Origin of the sequence: Nocardia speluncae NBRC 108251 (genome assembly GCF_001613245.1) — a bacterium.
Classification (GTDB): Bacteria; Actinomycetota; Actinomycetes; order Mycobacteriales; family Mycobacteriaceae; genus Nocardia; species Nocardia speluncae.
On record NZ_BDBZ01000030.1, the window covers coordinates 80,006 to 100,623 of the forward strand.

18 protein-coding genes are annotated in these 20,618 nt (G+C 65.3%); 8 read left to right on the forward strand and 10 right to left on the reverse strand.

The features are described 5' to 3' along the window. Nucleotides 1-88 precede the first annotated feature (88 nt). The gene (locus NS6_RS35240) at nucleotides 89-250 is read left to right on the forward strand and encodes a hypothetical protein (protein ID WP_168433881.1); all 162 of its coding nucleotides are present in this window, start codon (nucleotides 89-91) and stop codon (nucleotides 248-250) included. A gap of 240 nt (nucleotides 251-490) precedes the next feature. Here the strand turns inward: NS6_RS35240 and dprE2 are convergent, their stop codons facing one another. Further along, on the reverse strand, nucleotides 491-1,270 hold the full coding sequence (dprE2, locus tag NS6_RS22935; protein ID WP_068045066.1) for a decaprenylphospho-beta-D-erythro-pentofuranosid-2-ulose 2-reductase: 780 nt from the start codon (nucleotides 1,268-1,270) through the stop codon (nucleotides 491-493). Further along, a complete protein-coding gene (gene dprE1 / locus NS6_RS22940; RefSeq protein ID WP_157112897.1) occupies nucleotides 1,267-2,748 on the reverse strand; it encodes a decaprenylphosphoryl-beta-D-ribose oxidase in 1,482 nt (493 codons plus the stop codon). Before dprE1 ends, dprE2 begins: the two co-directional genes overlap by 4 nt. A gap of 240 nt (nucleotides 2,749-2,988) precedes the next feature. Here dprE1 and NS6_RS22945 point away from each other — a divergent pair, with 240 nt between their 5' ends. Next, nucleotides 2,989-3,426: a GtrA family protein gene (locus tag NS6_RS22945; protein WP_245669476.1), complete on the forward strand. Its 438-nt coding sequence runs from the start codon at nucleotides 2,989-2,991 to the stop codon at nucleotides 3,424-3,426. Between the two features lie 156 nt (nucleotides 3,427-3,582). Here NS6_RS22945 and NS6_RS22950 read toward each other — a convergent pair whose 3' ends face one another. The 3 genes from NS6_RS22950 to rfbA form a co-directional block, all read right to left on the reverse strand. Then, nucleotides 3,583-4,074 (reverse strand): hypothetical protein, encoded by a 492-nt coding sequence (locus NS6_RS22950; protein ID WP_174552621.1) that lies wholly within the window; start codon nucleotides 4,072-4,074, stop codon nucleotides 3,583-3,585. A gap of 411 nt (nucleotides 4,075-4,485) precedes the next feature. Further along, entirely contained in the window at nucleotides 4,486-5,040 is a 555-nt protein-coding gene (locus tag NS6_RS22955) for a dTDP-4-dehydrorhamnose 3,5-epimerase family protein (protein ID WP_068045068.1), read from the reverse strand. A gap of 8 nt (nucleotides 5,041-5,048) precedes the next feature. Next, nucleotides 5,049-5,921 carry a glucose-1-phosphate thymidylyltransferase RfbA gene (gene rfbA, locus NS6_RS22960; RefSeq protein WP_068045069.1) on the reverse strand — a complete coding sequence of 291 codons (873 nt, stop codon included), beginning with the start codon at nucleotides 5,919-5,921 and terminating at the stop codon, nucleotides 5,049-5,051. A 595-nt stretch (nucleotides 5,922-6,516) separates the two neighbouring features. Between rfbA and NS6_RS22965 the strand changes: the two genes are divergently transcribed. The 4 genes from NS6_RS22965 (at nucleotide 6,517) to rfbB (ending at nucleotide 11,731) form a co-directional block, all read left to right on the forward strand. Then, nucleotides 6,517-7,557, forward strand: a complete 1,041-nt coding sequence (locus NS6_RS22965; RefSeq protein WP_245669477.1) for an ATP-grasp domain-containing protein — start codon at nucleotides 6,517-6,519, stop codon at nucleotides 7,555-7,557. A gap of 162 nt (nucleotides 7,558-7,719) precedes the next feature. Further along, nucleotides 7,720-9,654 carry a hypothetical protein gene (locus tag NS6_RS22970; protein WP_068045072.1) on the forward strand — a complete coding sequence of 645 codons (1,935 nt, stop codon included), beginning with the start codon at nucleotides 7,720-7,722 and terminating at the stop codon, nucleotides 9,652-9,654. A 26-nt stretch (nucleotides 9,655-9,680) separates the two neighbouring features. Then, complete coding sequence (locus tag NS6_RS22975; protein ID WP_157112898.1) at nucleotides 9,681-10,559, forward strand: hypothetical protein; 879 nt, start codon at nucleotides 9,681-9,683, stop codon at nucleotides 10,557-10,559. A gap of 170 nt (nucleotides 10,560-10,729) precedes the next feature. Continuing rightward, the gene (gene rfbB / locus NS6_RS22980; protein ID WP_068045077.1) at nucleotides 10,730-11,731 is read left to right on the forward strand and encodes a dTDP-glucose 4,6-dehydratase; all 1,002 of its coding nucleotides are present in this window, start codon (nucleotides 10,730-10,732) and stop codon (nucleotides 11,729-11,731) included. Nucleotides 11,732-11,765: 34 nt separating this feature from the next. Here the strand turns inward: rfbB and NS6_RS22985 are convergent, their stop codons facing one another. Further along, nucleotides 11,766-13,286, reverse strand: a complete 1,521-nt coding sequence (locus NS6_RS22985; RefSeq protein ID WP_068045080.1) for a DUF2142 domain-containing protein — start codon at nucleotides 13,284-13,286, stop codon at nucleotides 11,766-11,768. Continuing rightward, entirely contained in the window at nucleotides 13,283-14,278 is a 996-nt protein-coding gene (locus NS6_RS22990) for a glycosyltransferase (protein ID WP_068045082.1), read from the reverse strand. The genes NS6_RS22985 and NS6_RS22990 overlap by 4 nt, the downstream gene beginning before the upstream one ends. A gap of 172 nt (nucleotides 14,279-14,450) precedes the next feature. On the opposite strand from NS6_RS22990, the gene NS6_RS22995 reads away from it, so the two are divergent. Beyond that, complete coding sequence (locus tag NS6_RS22995; protein ID WP_084471327.1) at nucleotides 14,451-14,993, forward strand: GtrA family protein; 543 nt, start codon at nucleotides 14,451-14,453, stop codon at nucleotides 14,991-14,993. A gap of 222 nt (nucleotides 14,994-15,215) precedes the next feature. Then, complete coding sequence (locus NS6_RS23000) at nucleotides 15,216-17,114, forward strand: glycosyltransferase (protein ID WP_068045086.1); 1,899 nt, start codon at nucleotides 15,216-15,218, stop codon at nucleotides 17,112-17,114. 245 nt (nucleotides 17,115-17,359) lie between these two features. Here the strand turns inward: NS6_RS23000 and NS6_RS23005 are convergent, their stop codons facing one another. From NS6_RS23005 to glfT1, 3 genes are all read right to left on the reverse strand, one after another. After that, the gene (locus NS6_RS23005) at nucleotides 17,360-18,211 is read right to left on the reverse strand and encodes an SDR family oxidoreductase (RefSeq protein WP_068045088.1); all 852 of its coding nucleotides are present in this window, start codon (nucleotides 18,209-18,211) and stop codon (nucleotides 17,360-17,362) included. Nucleotides 18,212-18,476: 265 nt separating this feature from the next. Next, on the reverse strand, nucleotides 18,477-19,196 hold the full coding sequence (locus NS6_RS35995) for a hypothetical protein (RefSeq protein ID WP_245669470.1): 720 nt from the start codon (nucleotides 19,194-19,196) through the stop codon (nucleotides 18,477-18,479). Between the two features lie 125 nt (nucleotides 19,197-19,321). Continuing rightward, on the reverse strand, nucleotides 19,322-20,233 hold the full coding sequence (gene glfT1 / locus NS6_RS23015; RefSeq protein ID WP_210747270.1) for a galactofuranosyltransferase GlfT1: 912 nt from the start codon (nucleotides 20,231-20,233) through the stop codon (nucleotides 19,322-19,324). Nucleotides 20,234-20,618: the final 385 nt, after the last annotated feature.

Sequence of the window (20,618 nt, forward strand, 5' to 3'; positions counted from 1 at the left end):
GTGTGTTACCTCACAGTGCGGTTTATTTCCAGGTGAGGGAATTCCCGAACGGGTGACGAACACCGACTCACGCCGTACCCTGGGTCGCATGACCTCGGCCTTCGAAGATATGGAACTGCGCGATCTCGTCGGCTTGCTCACCGATGAAGAGCAGCGAGAACTACGACCCACGGTATTACGCGTCCTCGGGCGCCTGCCGTCTCAGGAGGTGCTGCGCCGCGAACTCGGACAGCGAATGACGCGAGTATGAGCGAACCCGGCCGGAACCCGCGGCCGGGTGAACCGAAATACGACGAGGGCCGTTGCGCCGGAGTACATCCGGGCGCGACGGCCCTCGAGCTTTACTGATCGGGTCGACGGAAGCAGCGAGCCCGGTGAGCGGGGATCAATCGTGCCGAGACCTGCGATGGTGCCGGTCCGGCCGGGCCCCTTTCGGCACGGCGACGGTGTATCTCCGCCGCGGCTTCCTGCTGTTCCCGATTACTGCCCGTCAGACGGGGAGTTTGCGGAAGATCGGGCGCGGAATATGGCGCAGGATCATCATCACGTACCGGAACGCGCCGGGCGCCCAGATGAGCTCCTTGCCCTTCTCCGAGGCCGCGACGGCCAGCGCCGCCACTTCTTCCTTGTCCACCGTGAGCGGTGCCTCTTTGGCGCCGGTGGCCTTCCAATGCTCGACCGTAGTGGTGGTGCGCACCTGACCGGGCCGGATCACCAGCACCCGCGGCCCGAACGGCCGCAGCGCCTCACCGAGGCCCAGGTAGAAACCATCCAGCCCGGCCTTGGTGGAGCCGTAGACGAAATTCGAGCGCCGGACTCGCTCACCGGCCGCCGAGGACATGGCAATGATCCGGCCGAAACCCTGCGCCTTCATCTTCTCGCCCAGCAGCACACCGACCGATACCGCGGCGGTGTAGTTGATCTGCGCGATCTGGACCGCCTTGCGCTGGTCCTGCCACAGTTCTTCGGCATTGCCCAGCAAGCCGAACGCCACGATCGCGACATCGATATCGCCCTCGGCCCACGCCTTTTCGACGACCTCGGGGTGCGCGGCGGTATCGAGCGCATCGAAATCGAGCACATCGACCTGGCTCGCGCCGGCTGCCTTCAGCTGGGCCACGGCGGTATCGCGTAGCGGGTCACCGGGCACAACGGCCAGGACCACCCGGGCCGGGCCCTTCTTCAGGTATTCCGCACAGATCGCGAGGCCGATTTCCGAGGTCCCGCCGAACAGCAGAATGGACTGCGGATTGCCTACCGCGTTGATCACTGAAGCTCCAGCCTTCTCGCCATATCGGACATGAATACGCCTGTCGGGTCGACGCTGCGGCGCACCTTGATCCACTCGTCGATCCGGGGATACATCTGATGGAAGGTTTCGGCGGTCGTGCGCGAATCCTTCGCAGTGTAGAGACGGCCGCCGAACTCCAGCACCCGCCGATCCAGCTCACTGACCAACTCGTTGAGCCCCGGTTTTATCGGGAAGTCGACACAGATGTTCCAGCCCGGCATCGGGAAGCTCAACGGTGCGGCATTGCCCGGCCCGAACAGCTTGAAGACGTTCAAAGCCGAATAATGGCCGGAGGCTTGGATATCGACGATGATGCGCTTGAACTCGTCCACGGCTTCGGTCGGCACCACGAACTGGTACTGCAGGAAACCGTTCGAGCCGTACCCCCGATTCCACTCGGCGATCATGTCCAGCGGGTGGTAGAACTGCGTCAGGTTCTGCACCTTGCCGGTGTAATCCCCACCCATGGCGTAGTAGGCCTCGCCGATGGATTTGAGGGTGAACTTGTTCATCGTCCAGTTCGGAAAGATATCCGGCACTGTCATCAACTGCGGCGCATCGAATCTCAGCGGTTTGCTCCGCAGCCGCTTCGGTAGCTCGTCCGCCTTGGCCAACCGTCCACGGGTGATCGTGGCGCGGCCGAGTTTGGGAGCAGGATTGATCACATCGAACCAGGCGCTCGAATATGTGTAGTGCTCTTCGCTGCCGTCGCTGTGCGCGGCGATGGTTTCGTCCAGGGTGTGGGTCTTCACACCGTCGTTGAGGAAGTATGCCGTTTCGGTGGGCACCATCTGAATGGTCGCGCGCAGGATGATGCCGGTCAGCCCGTTACCGCCGACGGTGGCCCAGAACAGCTTGGCATTGCGCTTCGGGGTGAGGTGCTGTACCTGTCCATCGGCAGTGAGCAGGTCGATCGAGCGGACGTGATTGCCGAAGCTGCCCTCGCTGTGGTGGTTCTTACCGTGGATATCGGAGGCGATGGCGCCACCGATGGTCACCTGCCGGGTGCCGGGCAGCACCGGGACCCAGAGACCGAAGGGGAGGGCTGCCTTCATCAGTTGATCGAGGCTGACACCGCCGTCGACGTCGACCAGATGAGTATCGCTGTCGATGCGGTGGATGCGGTTGAGAGCGGTCATGTCGATGACCAACCCCCCGGCATTCTGCGCGTGATCGCCGTACGACCGGCCGAGGCCTCTCGCGATCACCCCGCGCCGCAGGTGGGCAGGCTTACTCTCGTTGTCCTCCGCAACCATGGTCACCGCTCGGGCGATCAGTTCCGGATCGTCGGTGGCGAGCACATCCGATGAGGTCGCTGCGGTGCGGCCCCATCCGGTGAGCGTCTTGGTGCGAGTGGGTAGCGAGAAGTCGCCGGCGGCGGTGTCGCGTTCGCCGGCCGGTGGGGTTTCGGTACCGGCCGACTGGGTCGAGGTCGGAGCTTTCGTGGACATCGGCATAGAGGCTACTGCAACTTTGCGCCGCTTGCGGCGTCGCGGGTCGAGGCTTATCGCCCGTGCTATCGGCGTAGACCATTCGTGAAGGGCAGGGGATACGGGGCGCCGGCCACCCAAGGGTGCCGCGGGTGGGGTTCGGCAAGTAGATTTCGGGCGGTGGCCCCTGAAAGCAATGCCGTAAGCCGGGAACCTCGGGTAGTGCCGGGAGCAGCCGCGGATCCCTCCGCCTCCGCTGAGAAACAGGTGGCTGCCGGGCTCGCGCCGGACGTTTCCGGGCAGCAGAGTGCGGAAATCGGCCTGAAGACGCAACTGCTGCGGTTCGTGGCCACCGGGGTGCTTTCGGCGGTGGTCGACTTCGGGCTGTACTGGCTACTGCTCGAGGTGGCCGGACTCCCGGTGAATATCGCGAAGGCGATCGGGTTCATCGCCGGCACCACGACGGCGTATCTGATCAATCGGCGGTGGACCTTCAACGCGCCGCCCAGCCGGGCCCGTTTCACCGCTGTGGTCGTGCTCTACGCCCTGACCTTCTGCGTGCAGGTCGGCATCAACTGGGTCTTCTACGAGGCCATCGACGAAGGTCTGTGGTGGCGGGTGCCGCTGGCCTATGTGATCGCACAGGGGACGGCGACGGTTATCAACTTCGTGGTGCAGCGACTGGTCATCTTCCGTATCCGCTGATCCGGTTCGGCGCCTTCCCCGGCGAAGATCCGCGTATCCGGACCGGGTGCGGCGGGAATCCCAGCAGAGGTATGGCACGACAGAGGTATGGCACGACGGAACCCCGGTCGGACCCGCGACCGGGGTTGTCGACTGTTGTTTATCTGTTGTGCCTGCTCAGGCGACGCTGGTCAGCCGGTGCGGGCGCCGGGCGAGGGCGGTACGCACCGCCGCGCCGAGCGCGACCACCGGCGGAATCCAGCGGGCCTCCTCCGGAGAGACACCCCAGCTCGCAGAACCCGCCGACAGGTGGGTGGGCGGCAGCGGGATGCCGTCACCGTCGGTATGCACGACCGCCCCGGCCGCACGCAGCGCCTCTACGGCACGCTCGGCCTTGCGCACACCGGTGACCAGATGGATTTCGCGGCGCTCGGCGCCCGGAATCTCGATCACCGGACCGGTCAGGTTGTTCGCGCGCAGGTACCGGCGTACCGACGCGGCCAACTCCCCGGTGACCTCGACGGCGGACACGTCGGCATCGGTGATCAGGCACAGGCCGTTGGTCGTTTCGGCGACCGTCCAGCCACGCTGGACGTAGTCCCGCGCGGCCGCGGACTTGGCGCCCGCCGAGACGGAAGTCGAAAACGTCGTACGCACTGTCATCTCCATTCCCCGGTATAGATCAGCTCCGGCTTTCATGGGTCGTATCGGTGCCGGGTCCCCGTGGCGTTACGCCGTTCCAGCGAATTTTTTCGACTGTCGGCTAGGTCTCATTCCTTTCCACGGGGGAATAGCAGCGGCCGGCATCGCTATACCTGGTCACGGTTGGCTTCCCGGTTGGAATCCAGGGGAGGATCCCGGTACGGCCAGTGAGTCAGTGGACGAATCCCCGAGAACCGGCCCGGCGGCAGCCGGGGCGCCTGGGCCGGGATTTCACCGGCACCGTGGGGCGGCCCTGCCACAGAACCGCCGGGCAGCGACATTACCGCCGAACCGGCCACTCGGCGAATCCGGCGGAAACCGTCCTGGCGGGCGGCTTCTGCGCAACGTCGGGCCTGCGCCCCTGGACGGTCCGGACGGTCAGCGGTCGCGCAGTCGCGGTGCCGCCGCGTCCTTCGGTGAACGGAGGTAGGTGAGTCGCTGCCCGTCGCGACCGGCCGCCGGCCAGTCGATGGCCAGATCCGGATCGAAGGCGTCCAGGTCGTGATCGTATTCGGGGCTGTATTCGAGGGAGCACAGGTAGGTGAGGGTGGAATCGTCGGCCAGGGACAGGACGGCATGCCCGAGCCCCTCGGAGATGAAAACCGAACGCCGGTCGCGGTCGTCGAGCAGCACACTGTCCCACCGGCCGAAGGTGGGTGATCCGGCCCGCAGGTCGATCACCACATCCAGGAACGCTCCACGCACGCAGGTGACGTATTTCGCTTGGCCGGGCGGATCGTCGGTGTAGTGGATCCCGCGCAGTACCCCGGCCGCGGATACCGAGGTGTTCACCTGCAACAGATCGAACGGCCGGCCGGTGACCTTCTCGAATTCCGAAGCGCGGAAGGTTTCGGCGAAGCAGCCGCGATCGTCGCCGTGGACCGTGGGGCTGAAAACCCAGGCGCCGGGGACCGACATCTCACTGATCCGCATCTACCTACTCACCAACTCCGTCCGTGCTCGAGCAGATCGAGCAGATACTTACCGTAACCGGAGCGAGTGAGGGGGTCGGCCAGCAGGCACAGTTGTTCGTCGTCGATATAGCCCATCCGCCACGCGACCTCTTCCGGCACGCCGATCTTCAAACCCTGGCGTTCCTCGACGGTGCGCACGTAGTTGGCGGCGTCGAGCAGCGAATCGAAGGTGCCGGTGTCGAGCCAGGCGGTGCCTCGCGCCAGCACATCGACCCCCAGCCGGCCCGCTTCCAGGTAGGCGCGGTTGATATCGCTGATCTCGTATTCCCCGCGTGCCGACGGGACGAGGCCGCGGGCGATTTCCACCACGTCGTTGTCGTAGAAGTACAGTCCCGGCACCACATAGTTCGAACGCGGGACCTTCGGCTTCTCCTCGATGGAGATCGCCTTGCCGTCGGCGAATTCGACGACACCGTAGGCGGTCGGATCCGAGACCCGGTAGGCGAAGACGGCGCCGCCGTCGATATCGGCGAACCGGTGCAGACTGGTACCCAGGCCGGGGCCGTGGAAGATGTTGTCGCCCAGCACCAGGGCGGCGCAATCGCCGCCGATATGGCCGGCGCCGAGCACGAAGGCCCTCGCGATTCCGTCGGGAACCGGCTGCACCACATAGCTGATCGAGATGCCGAACTGTGATCCGTCGCCGAGTAACCGGGTGAAGGATTCGGCGTCCTCGGGTGTGGTGATCACCAGGATGTCCCGGATCCCGGCCAGCATGAGAGTGGACAGCGGGTAGTAGACCATCGGCTTGTCGTAGACCGGGACCAGCTGTTTGCTCACCCCGCGCGTGATCGGATGCAACCGTGACCCGGTGCCGCCCGCCAGAATGATTCCGCGCATGTTCGATCAGTGTGCCAGCCGGGATGCGGCGGCGCTCGTGCGGCAGGCCCTCCGGGGTCCGGTGCCCGGCGTACGGGCCGGTGTGGCCACTGGATCGAGGCCGGTGCGCGCGGCCCGATGACAGTGCGGCCGCGCGGCTTTCGGGTGCGGTACCGGGCCGGCCCGGGCCGGTGCCTGTTTCGTTCCGGGAACATCGGGTACTCGGTGGAAATGAGGGCGTTACATTTTTCGGTCCACGGCGAATTCGAACTTTCGACGCGGATTCGGTAGCGGCCCGATATCTGTGCCGGCGGTGTGGCCGGAGTTTCGCGTGTGAACCGACGCCCTCGTGATTCAGCGAGCTGTAAATGTGGTCGAGAGGGGAGAGGTTTTGTCGATTTCGGCATCAGAGTCCAGAGTTCTGAACCCGGATGAAGAGTACAACCCGGACAAAGGTTACGTAGCCCTGTTGGGTTGGAGTTTGAATGCCGTGGAAGCGGTGGATCGTTTCGACCGGCGCTACGTCGTAGTGGCACCGGAATGGGTGGCGGATTACTGCGCCGAAAACGGCATACCCTATCTTCCCTGGAATTTCGAACGGCTCAACGATCGGTCGATGGAAATCGCCGAGACACTCCAGGACATGGGAGTGGACGTCGCCATTCCCATCTTCGAGGAAACCGTCGAATGGGCGGGGGCCATCAATTCTGTACTGATGGATAATCCACGCCTTTTCGGGCAGGCCATGCTGTTGCGCGACAAGGCGCTGATGAAGCGGCGCGCACAGCTGGGCGGTATCCGCGTCGGAATATTCGAGGAAGCCCACGAACGCGATGATGTGATCCGTTTCCTGAAACGAGTGAACCAGACCCTGCTCAAGCTCGACGGGGACCCCAACGACCCTATCCACGTGAAGGCCTTCGACAAGGCCGGATGCCTCGGACATCGGATTATCCGGACCCCGGACGAGATAGATACGATCCCCGACGACGAGTTCCCGGTCCTCATGGAATCACATCTGGACGGCTGGGAATTTGCCGTGGAGGCATGGATCCACAACGGCCGGATATGTTTTCTGAACATTTCTGAATACGTCACCCTCGGCTATTCTGTTTTCGTACCGGCAACACCCGAACTGGAGAAATTCCGGCCGGAGATCATCCGGCAGGTCGAACGGCTGGTGAAGACGTTCGATATCGAATTCGGCTTCGTGCATCCGGAGTACTTCGTCACCAGCGACGGTGAGATGTATTTCGGTGAGGTCGCCTACCGTCCACCCGGATTCAAGGTGTTCGAACTGCTGGAGCGCTCGTACGGGTTCAACGCCTACCATGCCCTCGTTCTGGCATTCGACCCCAAGACCACCGAGGAAGAGATCGAGAACTTCTTCCCGCGGGAAGTGGAGGATGCGAAGGGGCATGCCGGCTGCTTCGGGGTTTATCCACGGCGGCGAGTGGTCAGTCAGTTGTCGGTACCCGAAGAGACCGAGGACCACGAATATTTCGAAACCCACGAGCTCGCGGAGCCGTTGACCGAAAAAGTGACCAAACGTACCGCGTTCGGCAACCATTGGGGCCTGTTGTACTTCTTCGGTGACGACCCGTACACTTTGCGGGATCTGCTGAAGCGACAGGAAGAGCTCGATTTCTACATCTGATTCGTTCGGCAGTTTCGCGTATGAGCGACTCGGGCCCGGAAGCGGTAGCGCAGCGTAACCACGCAGGGCCGTCGCTCATACGCCATAGACAATGATCACGGGGAGGATCCTCATTTGACCCCACACAGCGGCGACGGGGCGACCCTCGACAGGCGTCTGGCCATGCTGGATGATGCGACGCAGCTGCTCGCGGACACCAGCGATTTCGGCAAACACCTGAAACTGTCGAGGGTTCTCGCGGCGCTGCGCCGAGTACTGCTGTTGCCCGGCGGCTGCGCGGCCGTGCGGGCACGGTCGGCACAGCTGGAATCGGCCGGCCTGTTCCGCGGTACGGATTGGGCGCAGCCGCAGATTCTGATCCCCTCGTTGAGCACCGGTTCGCTGCGCAGCGCCAACGCCGACACCGTAGTGCTGGAGACGGTGAGCAATCTGCGACTGCTGGCGGTGGCCAAGGGTGAGTACGTGCACCCGATGATCTCCGCCGAGCACGCGAACCATCACCTGTCCCAGGTGCTGGCCATGAATCTGACGCTGCTGTTCGCGCCGCCCACCGAGGCCGAGCGGGCGCAGCAGGGCCGAATGGCCCAGGTTTCGCGGGAGCTGCTGCGCCATCTCGTCGAGGAGATCGGCTACGAGAAGGTGCTGGAGAACCTGGTCGACGAGATCTGGCGGATTCTGCGGCAGCGGCCGATACAGGTGGAGCCGGTGAAGCGGATGATCACCCAGATCGCCGTCGCCCGGACCAACCCCGATATCGATCTGGGCGCCGCCGGACTCGGCGCCGACCGGTTGATCAGCAGCCTCTACGGCACCACCGAGGCGTGCCGGGAGGATCCGGGCGTCGAGGTCTACCGGGCACGCCTCGAGACGATGGATGACAGCGCGCTGGCGTACGAGACCGCGGGTTTCGCCCGGTCCATGCACGACACCGGCCTGGTCTCCCCGTATCACGCGGTGCTCGTGCGTTTCCTGCTCGGCAAGGGCGAGTATCTGCTGGGCGAGGCACTGGGCCTGTCCAGCACCGGTCGCGAATGCCTGCTGTGCTATCACGAACTGGTACGCCGTCTCATCGCCGACGCCGTGCACGTCGAAACCGCGCAGTGCATCTACGGGATCGCGTTGCTGCTGGAACGCGGAATCCTCTACCAGCCGCCGGTCGCCCCGGCGTTGTGGCGGCAGCTCGCGCTGCAGTTGTCCCCGCATTCGGCCGAACGCCTCATCCAGGCCTTCGGTCCCGCCCCGGCCCCGCATTCCCGCCTGCTCGCGGGCATGCTGTCCGTTCTGGGGCTGCCGCTCGGTGTCGGTCAGGGCGACAACCCGACGTGCCAGTCGGCCCGGGCGCTGTCGATGTGGGCCTACAACGATCCCGACTACCTCCTACAGACGCTGGCGTGGGCGGCGCGCGACGACGAGGTCGTCATGCATTTCGAGGGCCGGCCCATCTCCTCGCGTGACAGTGCCGGCGGGGTTGCCACGAAGCTACCGGTCGATCTGGACCCGGTCTCGCTGCTGGTTGTGCCGCATCTGGACCGTATCTATGCGGAGATGGGCCGGGAGTGCGCCGACCGCGAGGGCGATCCGCACCGCTGGGTCAATCCGGAATTCCACGGCTGGTGGTCGGGCCGGGGGTTCCGGATCAACGTCGATGTCGCCACCGGGCAGCTCACCGATCTGGACGAGTTCCTACGCCACTTCTATGCCAGTTACCACCCGTTCCACAACGGCAACCAGCCGTTGATCCACCCCCAGCCGGCCGGAGTCGCGGTCACCGACAGCGCCGCCCGGTTCGTGGGCTGGCATGCGATCACCGTACTGCGGGTCGCGCTGGATCCGCAGGACCGGATGCGGGTCTACTTCTACAACCCGAACAACGACAGCGGTCAGGACTGGGGCGACGGAGTCGTGGTGGGTACGGCCGGCCACGGCGAACGCTTCGGCGAGGCGTCGCTGCCGTTCGAACAGTTCGCTTCCCGGCTCTACATCTTCCATTTCGACCCGCTGGAGCCGGGCGAACTGGCCTCGGTGGACCGCACCGAACTGGACCGGGTCGTCGGATATGTGCACCGCAGCTGGGGGGCGGATCGGCTGCCCGCATGACTCCGGCGTGATAAGCGTGGTGCTAGATGAGTTCGGCTCGTGAACTGTTGTCCGACGGTACAGCGCGGATAGCTCGAGTGTTCCGGAATTTCGTCGGGCACAAGGCATCATCGATGCGCGATTCTGCGGGCATTCTCGACGACGGTGCCGATCGGTTCGATGGGGCGAACAGGGCGGCGGTACGTGAAACGGGTATGTCCGGGCCGGACAATCGGCCAACCGGCACCGGACCGAACCTCGCCTCGGTACCGGGCGTCGATGAATTACTGCGTGTCCGCACCCTGGACAACCGGCGGCTTCGTTCGGATCTGTCCGGGCTCGAGCGTCGGTATGGTCCATTTCACCTGCGGCTCACCGACGTGTCGTACTTCGGGCCCACCAGCGCTGGGGGACCGCCGGTCAGCGGTTTCCGGATCAATGGTGCCGTAGTCGATGACGCCGGCCGGCAGGTAGGACGCGTCGAACGACATATCAGCGTGAAGGATGGCCGGATCGTTGTGTTCAACGCGCATATGCGATTGGAAGAGGGGGCGCGCGGCCGCGGCTTCTCGCAGGCTTTCACCGCGTCGATGAACGACTACTATCGCCGATCCGGTGTCGACCGGATCGAAATATTTGCTGTGCAAGACGGAAGTGTCGCATGGGCGCGAGCGGGATTCGACTTCGATCGTGATCCCGACCGGATGAAGCGGACGATCAGCAGTGTCAGGGAACAAGCCGTCGCGATCAGAGCCGACTGCTCACCGTCGGACCGGGCACTGCTCGACGAGGTCCTGAGCCGGTTCAAGGGTAAGGACGGCTACCCGACAGCCCGCGAACTCGTCGAGCTGGCTGGTGAAGACCCTCAGCTCGGTGTCAAGCTGATGTCGGGGACGTCCTGGCACGGAGTTCAGCGGTTGTCCTGAGGTGCCCTGTCATGGCCGCGCAGGGGGCCACGGGTGCAGGCGCCGGGTGATGTCGAGAACGCCCGCCGTAATCCTCCGGATAAATCCGTAGTTGCCCTATATGTGCCGGGTTTCTACAGGAGTCGTTCGTGATTACGACGGGACGTGCGTGCGGGTCGTAGAGTGAACGGGTGCGTCTTCTCGTGACCGGTGGGGCCGGGTTCATCGGAGCCAACTTCGTCCAGCAGACCGTCACCGAACGGCCGGAGGTGACGGTCACCGTTCTTGATGCGCTCACCTATGCCGGTAACCGTTCCTCGCTGGATCCGGTGGCCGACCGGATCGATTTCGTGCACGGGGATATCGCAGATTTGGACCTCGTAGACGAACTGGTCAGCGGGGTGGATGCGGTGGTCCACTTCGCCGCCGAATCGCACAACGACAATTCGCTGGCCGAACCGTGGCCGTTCCTGCAGACCAATATCGTCGGCACCTATGCCCTGTTGCAGGCAGTGCGCAGGCACAATGTGCGCTACCACCATGTGTCCACCGACGAGGTCTACGGTGATCTCGCCGCCGGTGATCCCGCGTTCACCGAGCGCACCCCCTACAACCCGTCGAGTCCCTATTCGGCCACCAAGGCCGCCAGCGATATGTTGGTGCGCGCCTGGGGCCGGTCCTTCGGCATCAAGGCCACCCTGTCGAACTGCTCGAACAATTACGGGCCGTATCAGCATGTCGAGAAGTTCATTCCGCGTCAGATCACCAATCTGATCGACGGTGCACGGCCTCGGCTGTACGGCGGCGGGCACCAGATCCGTGACTGGATCCACGTCGACGATCACAACCGCGCGGTCTGGGCGGTGCTGGAATACGGCCGGGCCGGCCAGACCTACTTGATCGGGGCGGACGGGGAACTCGACAACCGGACGGTGGTCGAAATGCTGCTCACCGAATTCGGCCGCGCACCGGACGATTTCGACTTCGTCACCGATCGCGCCGGTCACGACCAGCGCTATGCGATCGATGCAAGCCTGCTCCGTGAGGAACTCGGCTGGGCGCCCCGCTACGCGGACTTCCGGGCGGGGCTGGCCGCCACCGTAGCCTGGTACCGGGACAACGAACACTGGTGGCGCCCGATGAAGGCGGCCGCCGAACAGGCCTACGCCGAAGCGGGCGAACGGACCATCTAAGTTTCCTGATTCGGCACGGCCGCCGGCAGCGCAGCTACGCCCAGACGTAGATGTGGTATTTGGCAACCGTGGCGACCAATGCGATCGTCGCCGCGACGACGATCGTGACCGCGGCACCCCGTCCTGGCTCACGGTCGCCGGGGCCGCGCAGCCGGAACGGCATCCAGCGCAGCAGCACCGCCAAGGTCACGAGGGCCAGCGGGATGAAGTACCGGCCCTGGACTCCGTCGATGATGTAGTAGCCGACCGGTGTGAACGACATGTACAGCGTTACGTAGATCATCGCGACACTGGCGGCCATGATCAGCGCGACCACCAGCGTCCGCCGGAAATCCGGGTGGGTGAATCGTTCGGCCGTCCCGACACTTACGGCGAGGGCCAGCAGGCAGGCCACGATCGCGGTGGCGGGCACATTCACGTAGGCGAAGCCGAGTTCGCCGAAGAACTCGGTGAACCATTCGTGGTCGCGGCGCAGAATGCTTTCCCAGAAGGTCCGTAGGAAACCGAACGGGTCGGTCAGGATGCCGATCAGCTGTTCGCCGGTATCGACCGTGTACCACTGGTGTTGCGGGCGCATCAGGCTGGTGCCCTCGCCGGTGGGTGCCGCGATCTTCATCCACACCGCGAATCCGATGGCGCCCAGGGCGGCACAGACCCAGGTGATCCAGCGGCGCCATCCGGTCAGGCCCATCCGCTCGGCCGGGATCAAGACCACCAGCATGGCCAGCAGAATGTATGTCGGTTTGCACAACGGCAGCAGAATGGCGCAGGCCAGCACTGCGGCCGTTTCGGTGCGCCCCAGCCTGTCTCCGAGGAACAGTCCCTTCACCAGCAACGCGGAGACCAGCAGGGCGAGCGCGTTGGTGAGGGTGTCGGCGGTGATGGTGCCGGCCTGGAACACCGCGATCGGCAGTACGGCGACGGTGAACGCCAGCCATTGGATTCGGTGCGCCCGCAGCGCCCACAGCGCGAATCCGACCACCAGCAGGTAGGAGGCCAGTCCCGCCAGCCTGGTGAGGCGTACCAGGGTGCCTGTATCGGCACCTATGAGGTCGGCAGCCCAGATACCGATGGCGTTCGGGATATAGGGCACCGCTGAATACGCCGCGGTATTGGTGAACCACACCGTTTTCCGCTCGTCGGTAACCGGTGCGTCGCTGAGCCGCTGGTAGGTGCCGGGGTCGGCGACGAGCGGAAACGGCTCGCCGGGGTTGTGGGTGTAATCGTCGAGTGCGAATCCCATGAGGGCTTCCACCGTGGCCGGTACTTCACCGCCGTAGGCGACACCGCGGCCGTCTTCGATCTCGGTGGGTGCCAACCCGCCCTGCGATACCTGGTAGGCGCGGCCGAACTGGGTGAGTTCGTCGTGGCCCCAGAACGGCGGGCTCATCACCGCGAACACCAGGCCGAAGATCCCGGCGAGCAGGAGGAAGGCGACGGTCGCCGGGCCGGCTCGGTGAATCACGGCGCGGCCGGCGCGGGCCGGAGTGGACAGGCGGTTTTTGCCCGCGGCCCGCTCGTTTCCGGCGGGACGGGTCTCGGTATCGGCGATCAACGGATATCCCCGGCCACAGGATCCGGCTGGGGTTCGCCGGTCGAAGCGGCCGGTTGCGCCGCGGTCGGCGCCTCGTAGCGCAGATAGATCAGCCGGGCGGCTTCGTGCCGGGAGCGGCGGATACCGTCCAGAATCAGGCCTGCGGTCCAAGCGAGGAAGCCCACCAGCAGCAGTGTGCACGCCAGGAAGAGAGTGGGGAAGCGCGGCACGGTATGTGATTCGTAGTATTCCGCGATGATCGGGATGGTCAGCACTACCGCGACCAGCCAGCCCAGGGTCCCGAACAGGCCGTAGAACGCGACCGGCCGCTCGTGCCGGGCCAGCCCGAAGATCAGGGCCAGGATTTTGAACCCGTCGTGGTAGGTGCGTAATTTGCTCTCACTGCCCGCGGGACGGTCCCGGAAGCCGACGGGCACCGCGGCCTTCGGAACGCGCAAATGCAGCGAGTGCACGGTGAGTTCGGTTTCGATCTCGAATTCCCGGGATACGGCCGGAAAACTCTTGACGAAGCGGCGGGAGAACACCCGGAAACCGCTCAGCATATCCTCGACGTTTTCGCCGAAAACCTTGCCGACGACGCCGTTGAGGACCCGGTTTCCGGCTTCGTGACCGGCCCGATAGGCCGATCCGCCCACATCTTGTTTCCGGACGCCGAGCACATGATCGAAGGGGCCGGAGAGCAGGGTTTCGATCATTTGCGGGGCCGCGGCCGCGTCGTAGGTGTCGTCGCCGTCGATCATGAGATACACATCGGCCTCGATATCGGCGAAGGCGCGGCGTACGACATTGCCCTTGCCTTTGGCCAGTTCCTTGCGCACGATGGCGCCGGCGGCCTGTGCCTTCTCGACCGTGGCATCGGTACTGAGATTGTCGTACACGTACACGACGATCCCCGGCACCGCCGCCTTCAGGTCGGTGACGACCTTGGCGACCGACGCTTCTTCGTTGTGGCACGGGACCACGGCAGCAACGCGCAGAACGGTGGACTCCACCTGGTCAGATCCTCGAAATCGATGGATATGGGAACATCGGGAGAGTACCGGGCTGTATCCATGGGGCAGAAGCGAGGGCCCTTCGTGGTTACACTGCGCTGCCGCCTCCGGGCCTGACTCGCTCCTGCCATGTCAACACCGATGGCTCAGGTCACTACGGTACCGTCGGCGCGTGTCATCTGGTGAGTCGTCGGCCGTGGTCGACACCGGCGCGCCGGCCCCCCGTTCGCTCGCCGCGCGAGTGCGCGCCGGGTTACGGCAGAGCGCGGCGTTCCTGGTGGTCGGTGTGATCGGGTTCCTGGTCGATGCCGGTACCTACAACCTGTTGGTGTTCGACTTCGGTGTCGGGGACGGCGAGGGGGTGATGTTCCACATCCCGTTGCCCGCGAAGATCATCGCGATCGCGGTGGCGACCGTGGTCACCTACTTCGGCAACAAATGGTGGACGTTCTCGCATAAGCAAACCGGTAGTCCGGTCCGCGAATATGTGATGTACGCGCTGATCAATGTGGTTGCCATCGGGCTACAACTGGGTTGCCTGGGTTTCTCCCGCTATGTGCTGGAGCTGTCCACTCCGCTGGCGGACAATATTTCTGGAACACTGATTGGTCAGATCGTCGCGGTGGTGTTCCGGTATTGGGCCTACGACAAGTTCGTGTTTACAGGTGAAGGCGAAAGGGAAACGACCGAACGGGCGACCGGCGTGGCTGATTGATATTCTCGGGCCCGCCGCGAACCGTGTTCCGGGACATGTCGGTCCCGTCGGCACCCAGCATGAGCGAGTCAGGTCCGGAGGCGGTAGCGAAGCGTAACCACGCAGGGCCCTCGCTCTGGCTTAATAGGCAGAGCATGAGCGAGTCGGGCCCGGAGGCGGAAACGAAGCGTAACCACGCAGGGCCCTCGCACATGCGCGATATACGAGGATTTCGAGGATTTCATGGACCAGTCGGCTACGCAGGCCGTCAGCGAGACGAACGAACATTCGGCGGTCGCGCCGGAGTCGCTGCTCGCCGAGCACCATCGGGCACCGGACCGGCTGGTGCTCGCCCGGGGCATCTTCACCGGACCCTCACCCAAGATCAGCGACGAGCTGTACGCGGTGGTCAAGGGTCGCGCCACCCGCGATCGGCTGAGCCTGCACCTGGAAAAGGGCGCCACCGCACACACCAACACCTACTTCGGCCGTTTCGCCGCCAGTTACTGGCAGCGCTGGACCGTGGTGACCGAAGTGCAGGCGACCATGACCCTGCACGTCGGCCGGCAGGCCGCAGTCCGGATCGTCGCCTCCGATATCGCCGGGCATCGGCGCATCGTCGGTAGCACCGAGGTCACCGCCAGCGGTCCGGTGACCCTGACCGCGCCACTGGACCAGTTCGTCGACGGCGGCGCGCTCTGGCTCGAATTCGATGCCGTCGGCGCGGAACTGGCCGTTTCGGACCTCACCTGGACCGCCCCGGCGCCCGACACCGTACGCCCGGTGGCCATCGCCATCTGCACCTTCAATCGCGCCCAGGACTGCGCCGAAACCGTCGCGGCACTGGCCTCCGACCAGACCGTGCTCGGCGCCCTCGACGCGGTGTACGTGGTGGACCAGGGCACCGACCTGGTGGAGAACCAGCCGCGATACCAGGAAACCCGGCCCGCGCTCGGCGCGAAACTGCGCTATATCCGCCAGCCCAACCTGGGCGGCGCCGGCGGATTCACCCGCGGGCTGTACGAAGTCTCGGCGGCCAACGAACACGCGGACGTCATCCTCATGGACGACGATATCCTCTGCGAACCCGAAACCGTACTGCGGCTGCAGGCCTTCGCCAACCTCACCGTCGAACCGACTCTCGTCGGTGCGCAGATGCTCTTCCTGCTCAACCCCGACTACCTGAATGTCGGCGCCGAGGACGTGCACCTGAACAAGCTGATGCACGGCCAGAAGGTACCCAAGGCGCTGCGCAATACCAGCATGCTGAAGAAGAACCAGGAACGCCGCGTCGACGCCGGTTACAACGCCTGGTGGACCTGCCTGATCCCGGCCGAGGTCGTGAAGAAGATCGGGCTGCCGCTGCCGATCTTTTTCCAGTGGGACGATGTGGAGTACGGGGTCCGCGCCCGCGAGCACGGGTTCGTCACGGTCACCCTGCCGAATGCGGCGGTCTGGCACGCGGACTTCTACTGGAAGGATTTCGACGACTGGGCCCGCTACTTCAGCACCCGTAACTCGCTGATCGTCAGCGCCATGCACACCGACCTGGACGCCGGCACCATCTCCCGGCAGCTGCTCCGCAATATCGGGGAGTACCTGGTCGGGATGCAGTACGGTCTCGCGCACACCACGCTGCAGGGAATCGAAGACTTCCTGCAGGGTCCGCAGATCCTGCGCGACGGCGGCACCGAGGTGCTGCGCCTGGCCCGCACCAGCCGCGCCGACTACTCGGAAACCGTGAAACATCCGGCCGCCACCCCGTCGGTGAACTCCGCCGATATCCGGGTACGCCGGGCCGGTGGCGAACCGAGCCGGCTGCTGGCGGTGCTGATCAAACGGGCGATCCAGCAGTGGACCGGCCGGGTGCAGTACGGGCTGATGGGGGTGGCCCGCGAGGACGCGCACTGGTGGCATGTCTCGCTGTTCGACCATGTGGTCGTCACCGATGCTTCGCAATCAGGGGTGCGGGTGCGTAAACGTGACAAGGCGCGTGCGCGTGCCCTCCTGCTGCGCACGCTGCGGGCCCTGCGCCGGTTGCGCAAAGAACTGCCGACGCTGCAGGAGCGTTACCGCAGTGCCCACGCCGAGCTCACCAGTCGCGAGAACTGGGAACGGCTTTACGGGATCGACGGGAAATGAGCTTGTTACGGGTGGAGCCCGAGGTGCGCCACCCGTAACAGCCGATTCTGTTCAGCGTGCACCGGGCCCGCGGTAGGTCGATTGCGTGCAGCGGCGGTCGCGAACCTCTCGCTGCCGCAGGCAGCGACCATCAGCTGCTCGTGGAGGAACGGGAGGTGGGCCCGCCGTCGGCCCCGCAGGGACGGACAGGGCGTTCACGCCTTGCCCCGGGTGCCGGGCCGGAGTTCGACTCGCGTGGCGGACGCTCAGAGGAACAGGTCTGTGGTGAGCGGGCCGTCGCCTGGTGCTACGCGGTATTTGTCGAGGTCGGTGATGCCGTGGGCAGCCAGAACGTCGTCGTCGATGAAGAAATTGCCGGTGGTTTCTGCGGCCGGCGAGGTGAGCACCAGGTAGGCCGCGTCGGCGTAGATATCCGGGGTCCGCGAGGTGCTCACCATCTCCTCGCCGCCGAGTAGATTGCGCACCGCGGCGGTGGCGATGGTGGTGCGCGGCCACAGTGAATTCACGCCGATACCGTCGGGCTTCAGTTCCTCGGCCAGGCCCAGCGTGGTCAGCGACATGCCGTATTTGGCGATCGTGTAGCCCAGGGAGGACCCCGCCCATTTCGGGTCCAGGTTCAGTGGCGGCGACAGGGTGAGGATATGTGGATTACGCCCGGCCGCCGCGGATTTGCGCAGCTCCGGAATACAGAGTTTGGACAGCAGGAAACTGCCGCGGCAGTTGATGTCCTGCATCAGGTCGTACTTCTTCATTGCCAGCGCGTCGGTGGGGGACAGGTCGATGGCGGAGGCGTTGTTCACCACCATATCGATCCCGCCGAAACGCTCGGTGGTCCGGCGGACGGCCTCGGCCACCGAATCGTCGAGCCGGATATCGCCGACGAACGGCAGAACCGTCCCGCCCACCGCCTCGATCTCGGCTGCTGCGGTGTGGATGGTGCCGGGCAGTTTGGGATGCGGCTGATCGGTCTTGGCGATCAGGGTGATGTTCGCGCCGTCGGCGCCGGCCCGCTTGGCGATCTCCAGGCCGATGCCCCGGCTGCCGCCGGACATGATCATCGTCCGCCCGCTCAGTGGTTTGTTTGCGGTTGCCGTCATAGCCTGCCCCTTTTGTCGTCGCGGCCGCCGCCCAGCGGTTCACCGCATGGTCGGCGCATGCGGTTCGAGCGTAGGCAACCGGCTGTGCGTTGCCCAGGGGGCGCGCGATTACCGCAGGTCGGGCGGGGCGTATCTGCCGTACAGTGCGGTGTTCGGCATTTCGTGCGCCGGCGATTTGCCCGGGGCAAGGGCGTCACGCGGGTGTGTGGGTGTCACGCCGGCGCTCGGCGGGCCGGTATCGGTCCGCCGAGCGCGTCGCGTCAACTCACATCGAGGCCATCACGGCGATGTTCAGCACGAACATGAGGGCCACGAACGCCCACAGCACATACATCACCACAATGCCCGGGGTCTTCTGCGGTACCGGCCCGATCGCGCCGTTCATGAAGATGATCGCGGGCGTCCGGTAGTAGCAGCGAACCGCCTGCCCTGGCTGAACAGGAACCGGGGTCTCCGCGGGGCCCATATCGAACAACCACGGCGTCGCCACGCGTACGTGGTAGTTACCCGCGCCGACCGGGATATGGTTCGCGCCCCAGCGGGTATTCGGCACCTGCTGCCCGTTCACGAGGATCTTCGGCTTGGTGATGGCGAGAAGGAAGGCCATGGGTGTGTAGGAACAGTCCACCGTGATGCCCGGCGGATCGTTCGGCGCCGGCTGACCCGGCTGCTGACCGTACTGCCCGGGTTGCCCGCCCGGCCCGAACTGTGCCTGCGGTTGCCCGACCGGCTGCGAGTACGGTCCGCTCTGGAACGGTGGTTGCCCCACCGGCTGGGGTTGCGGACTGCTCGGGAATTGCGGTTGCCCGGGGGGCTGCCCGAATCCCTGCGGCGGCACGCCCCACTGCTCCTGCCCCTGTGGTCCCCCTGGTTGCTGCGGCTGCCCGCCCGGATACGGTGCCGGCGGCGCGAACTGTGGTTGCGGTGCCGGGTACTGGCCGGGTGCGGGCATGCCTTGTGGCGGCTGACCGCCGGGGTAACTCATCGATCTCCTCCCGAATCATGCTGATTGCCAGCCGAACCTACCTGCTGGGGAGGAAACTCTCGCATCCGCTGTCAACCCCTGTTACACATTGGGTGACCGATATGAGCCGTATGGGCGATCCGGGATCAATCCGGTTTCTGGAACTGCTCGTTGCGCCCGAGGCTGCGCAGATGGAACCACTCGCGCAACCCGGCCGGATCGCGGCGGGTCACCAGGAAGAACCAGGAGAAACGAATCCATTCCTGCGGCAGCAGCTTTCGCATGCCCGGCTGCGACATGAGATACCCGCGGTTGCGGTAGGTGAAATAGCGCTTCACCGGATCGTCCGGGTACTGGGTGTGCATCCGCCCGCCCAGGATCGGCTTGAATTCGGCGGCACCGTTCGGATGCAGGTACGCCGTTTGCAGGCAGGTGCCGAAGGGTAATCCGGAACGCACCAACCGCCGATGGACCTCCACCTCGTCACCGCGCACGAACAACCGCAGATCCGGCACGCCGATCACATCAACTGCCTGCGCCGAGATCAGCGCGCCGTTGAACAGGGAGGCGATACCCGGCAGGAAATCGTCGTCGCCGAGTTCGGAGCGCCGCCGCCGCCACACCAGCCCGCGGCGCAGTGGGAAAGCCAGCCGGTCGGGTTCGTCGATGTCGCAGACCACCGGCGAAACCTCCACGAGTTCGTGGCGGCGTGCGCAATCGAACAGCGTGGCAAGTACTTCCGGACCGTCGGGGCGGCCGTCGTCGTCGGCCAGCCACACCCAGTCCGCCCCCAGGCTCAGCGCGTGCAGCATCCCCAGCGCGAATCCACCGGCGCCGCCGAGATTGTGCGCCGAACCGAGGTAGGTGGTCGGTACCGGCTGATCGGCGACGAGCTCGGCCACCTCGTCCTCGTTACCGTTGTCGACCACGATCAGGTGATCGACCGGACGCGACTGGGCCGCCACGGCTTTCAGCGATTCGGCGAGCAGGTCATGCCGCTTGTGCGTCACCACTACGGCTACGACGGTGGCGTCCACGCTGTAGTCGACCGCAGGCAGTACCGCCGCGGCAGGGTCCGTCGGCACGGCAGCAGGCGATACGCCCCGGGCAGCCGCCGTCGGTACGGCCTGCTCGGCCGCGGTCCGGGCATCCTGAGCAGTCGTCGGCGGGTCCGGACGGTCTGCGATGGCCGACTCACCCTGCGCCGTCGTGGTCTGCTCGACCGGGGCGGTTACGGGCTGTCCAGGGGCGGCCGGGTGGCGGCCGGGCGCAGGATCCGCCGGCCGATGTGCGGGTTCACTCACATCGTGTTCATCGGCGTCGAGCGGCGGCGCTGCGTGGTCGTGTTCCGCTAGCGCCTCCGAGCCGCCCGATTCGATCGTGCTCGGTCCATCGGGCGTGAGCGAGGGCTCCGCGTGGTCACGCTTCGCCGCCCTCTCCGGG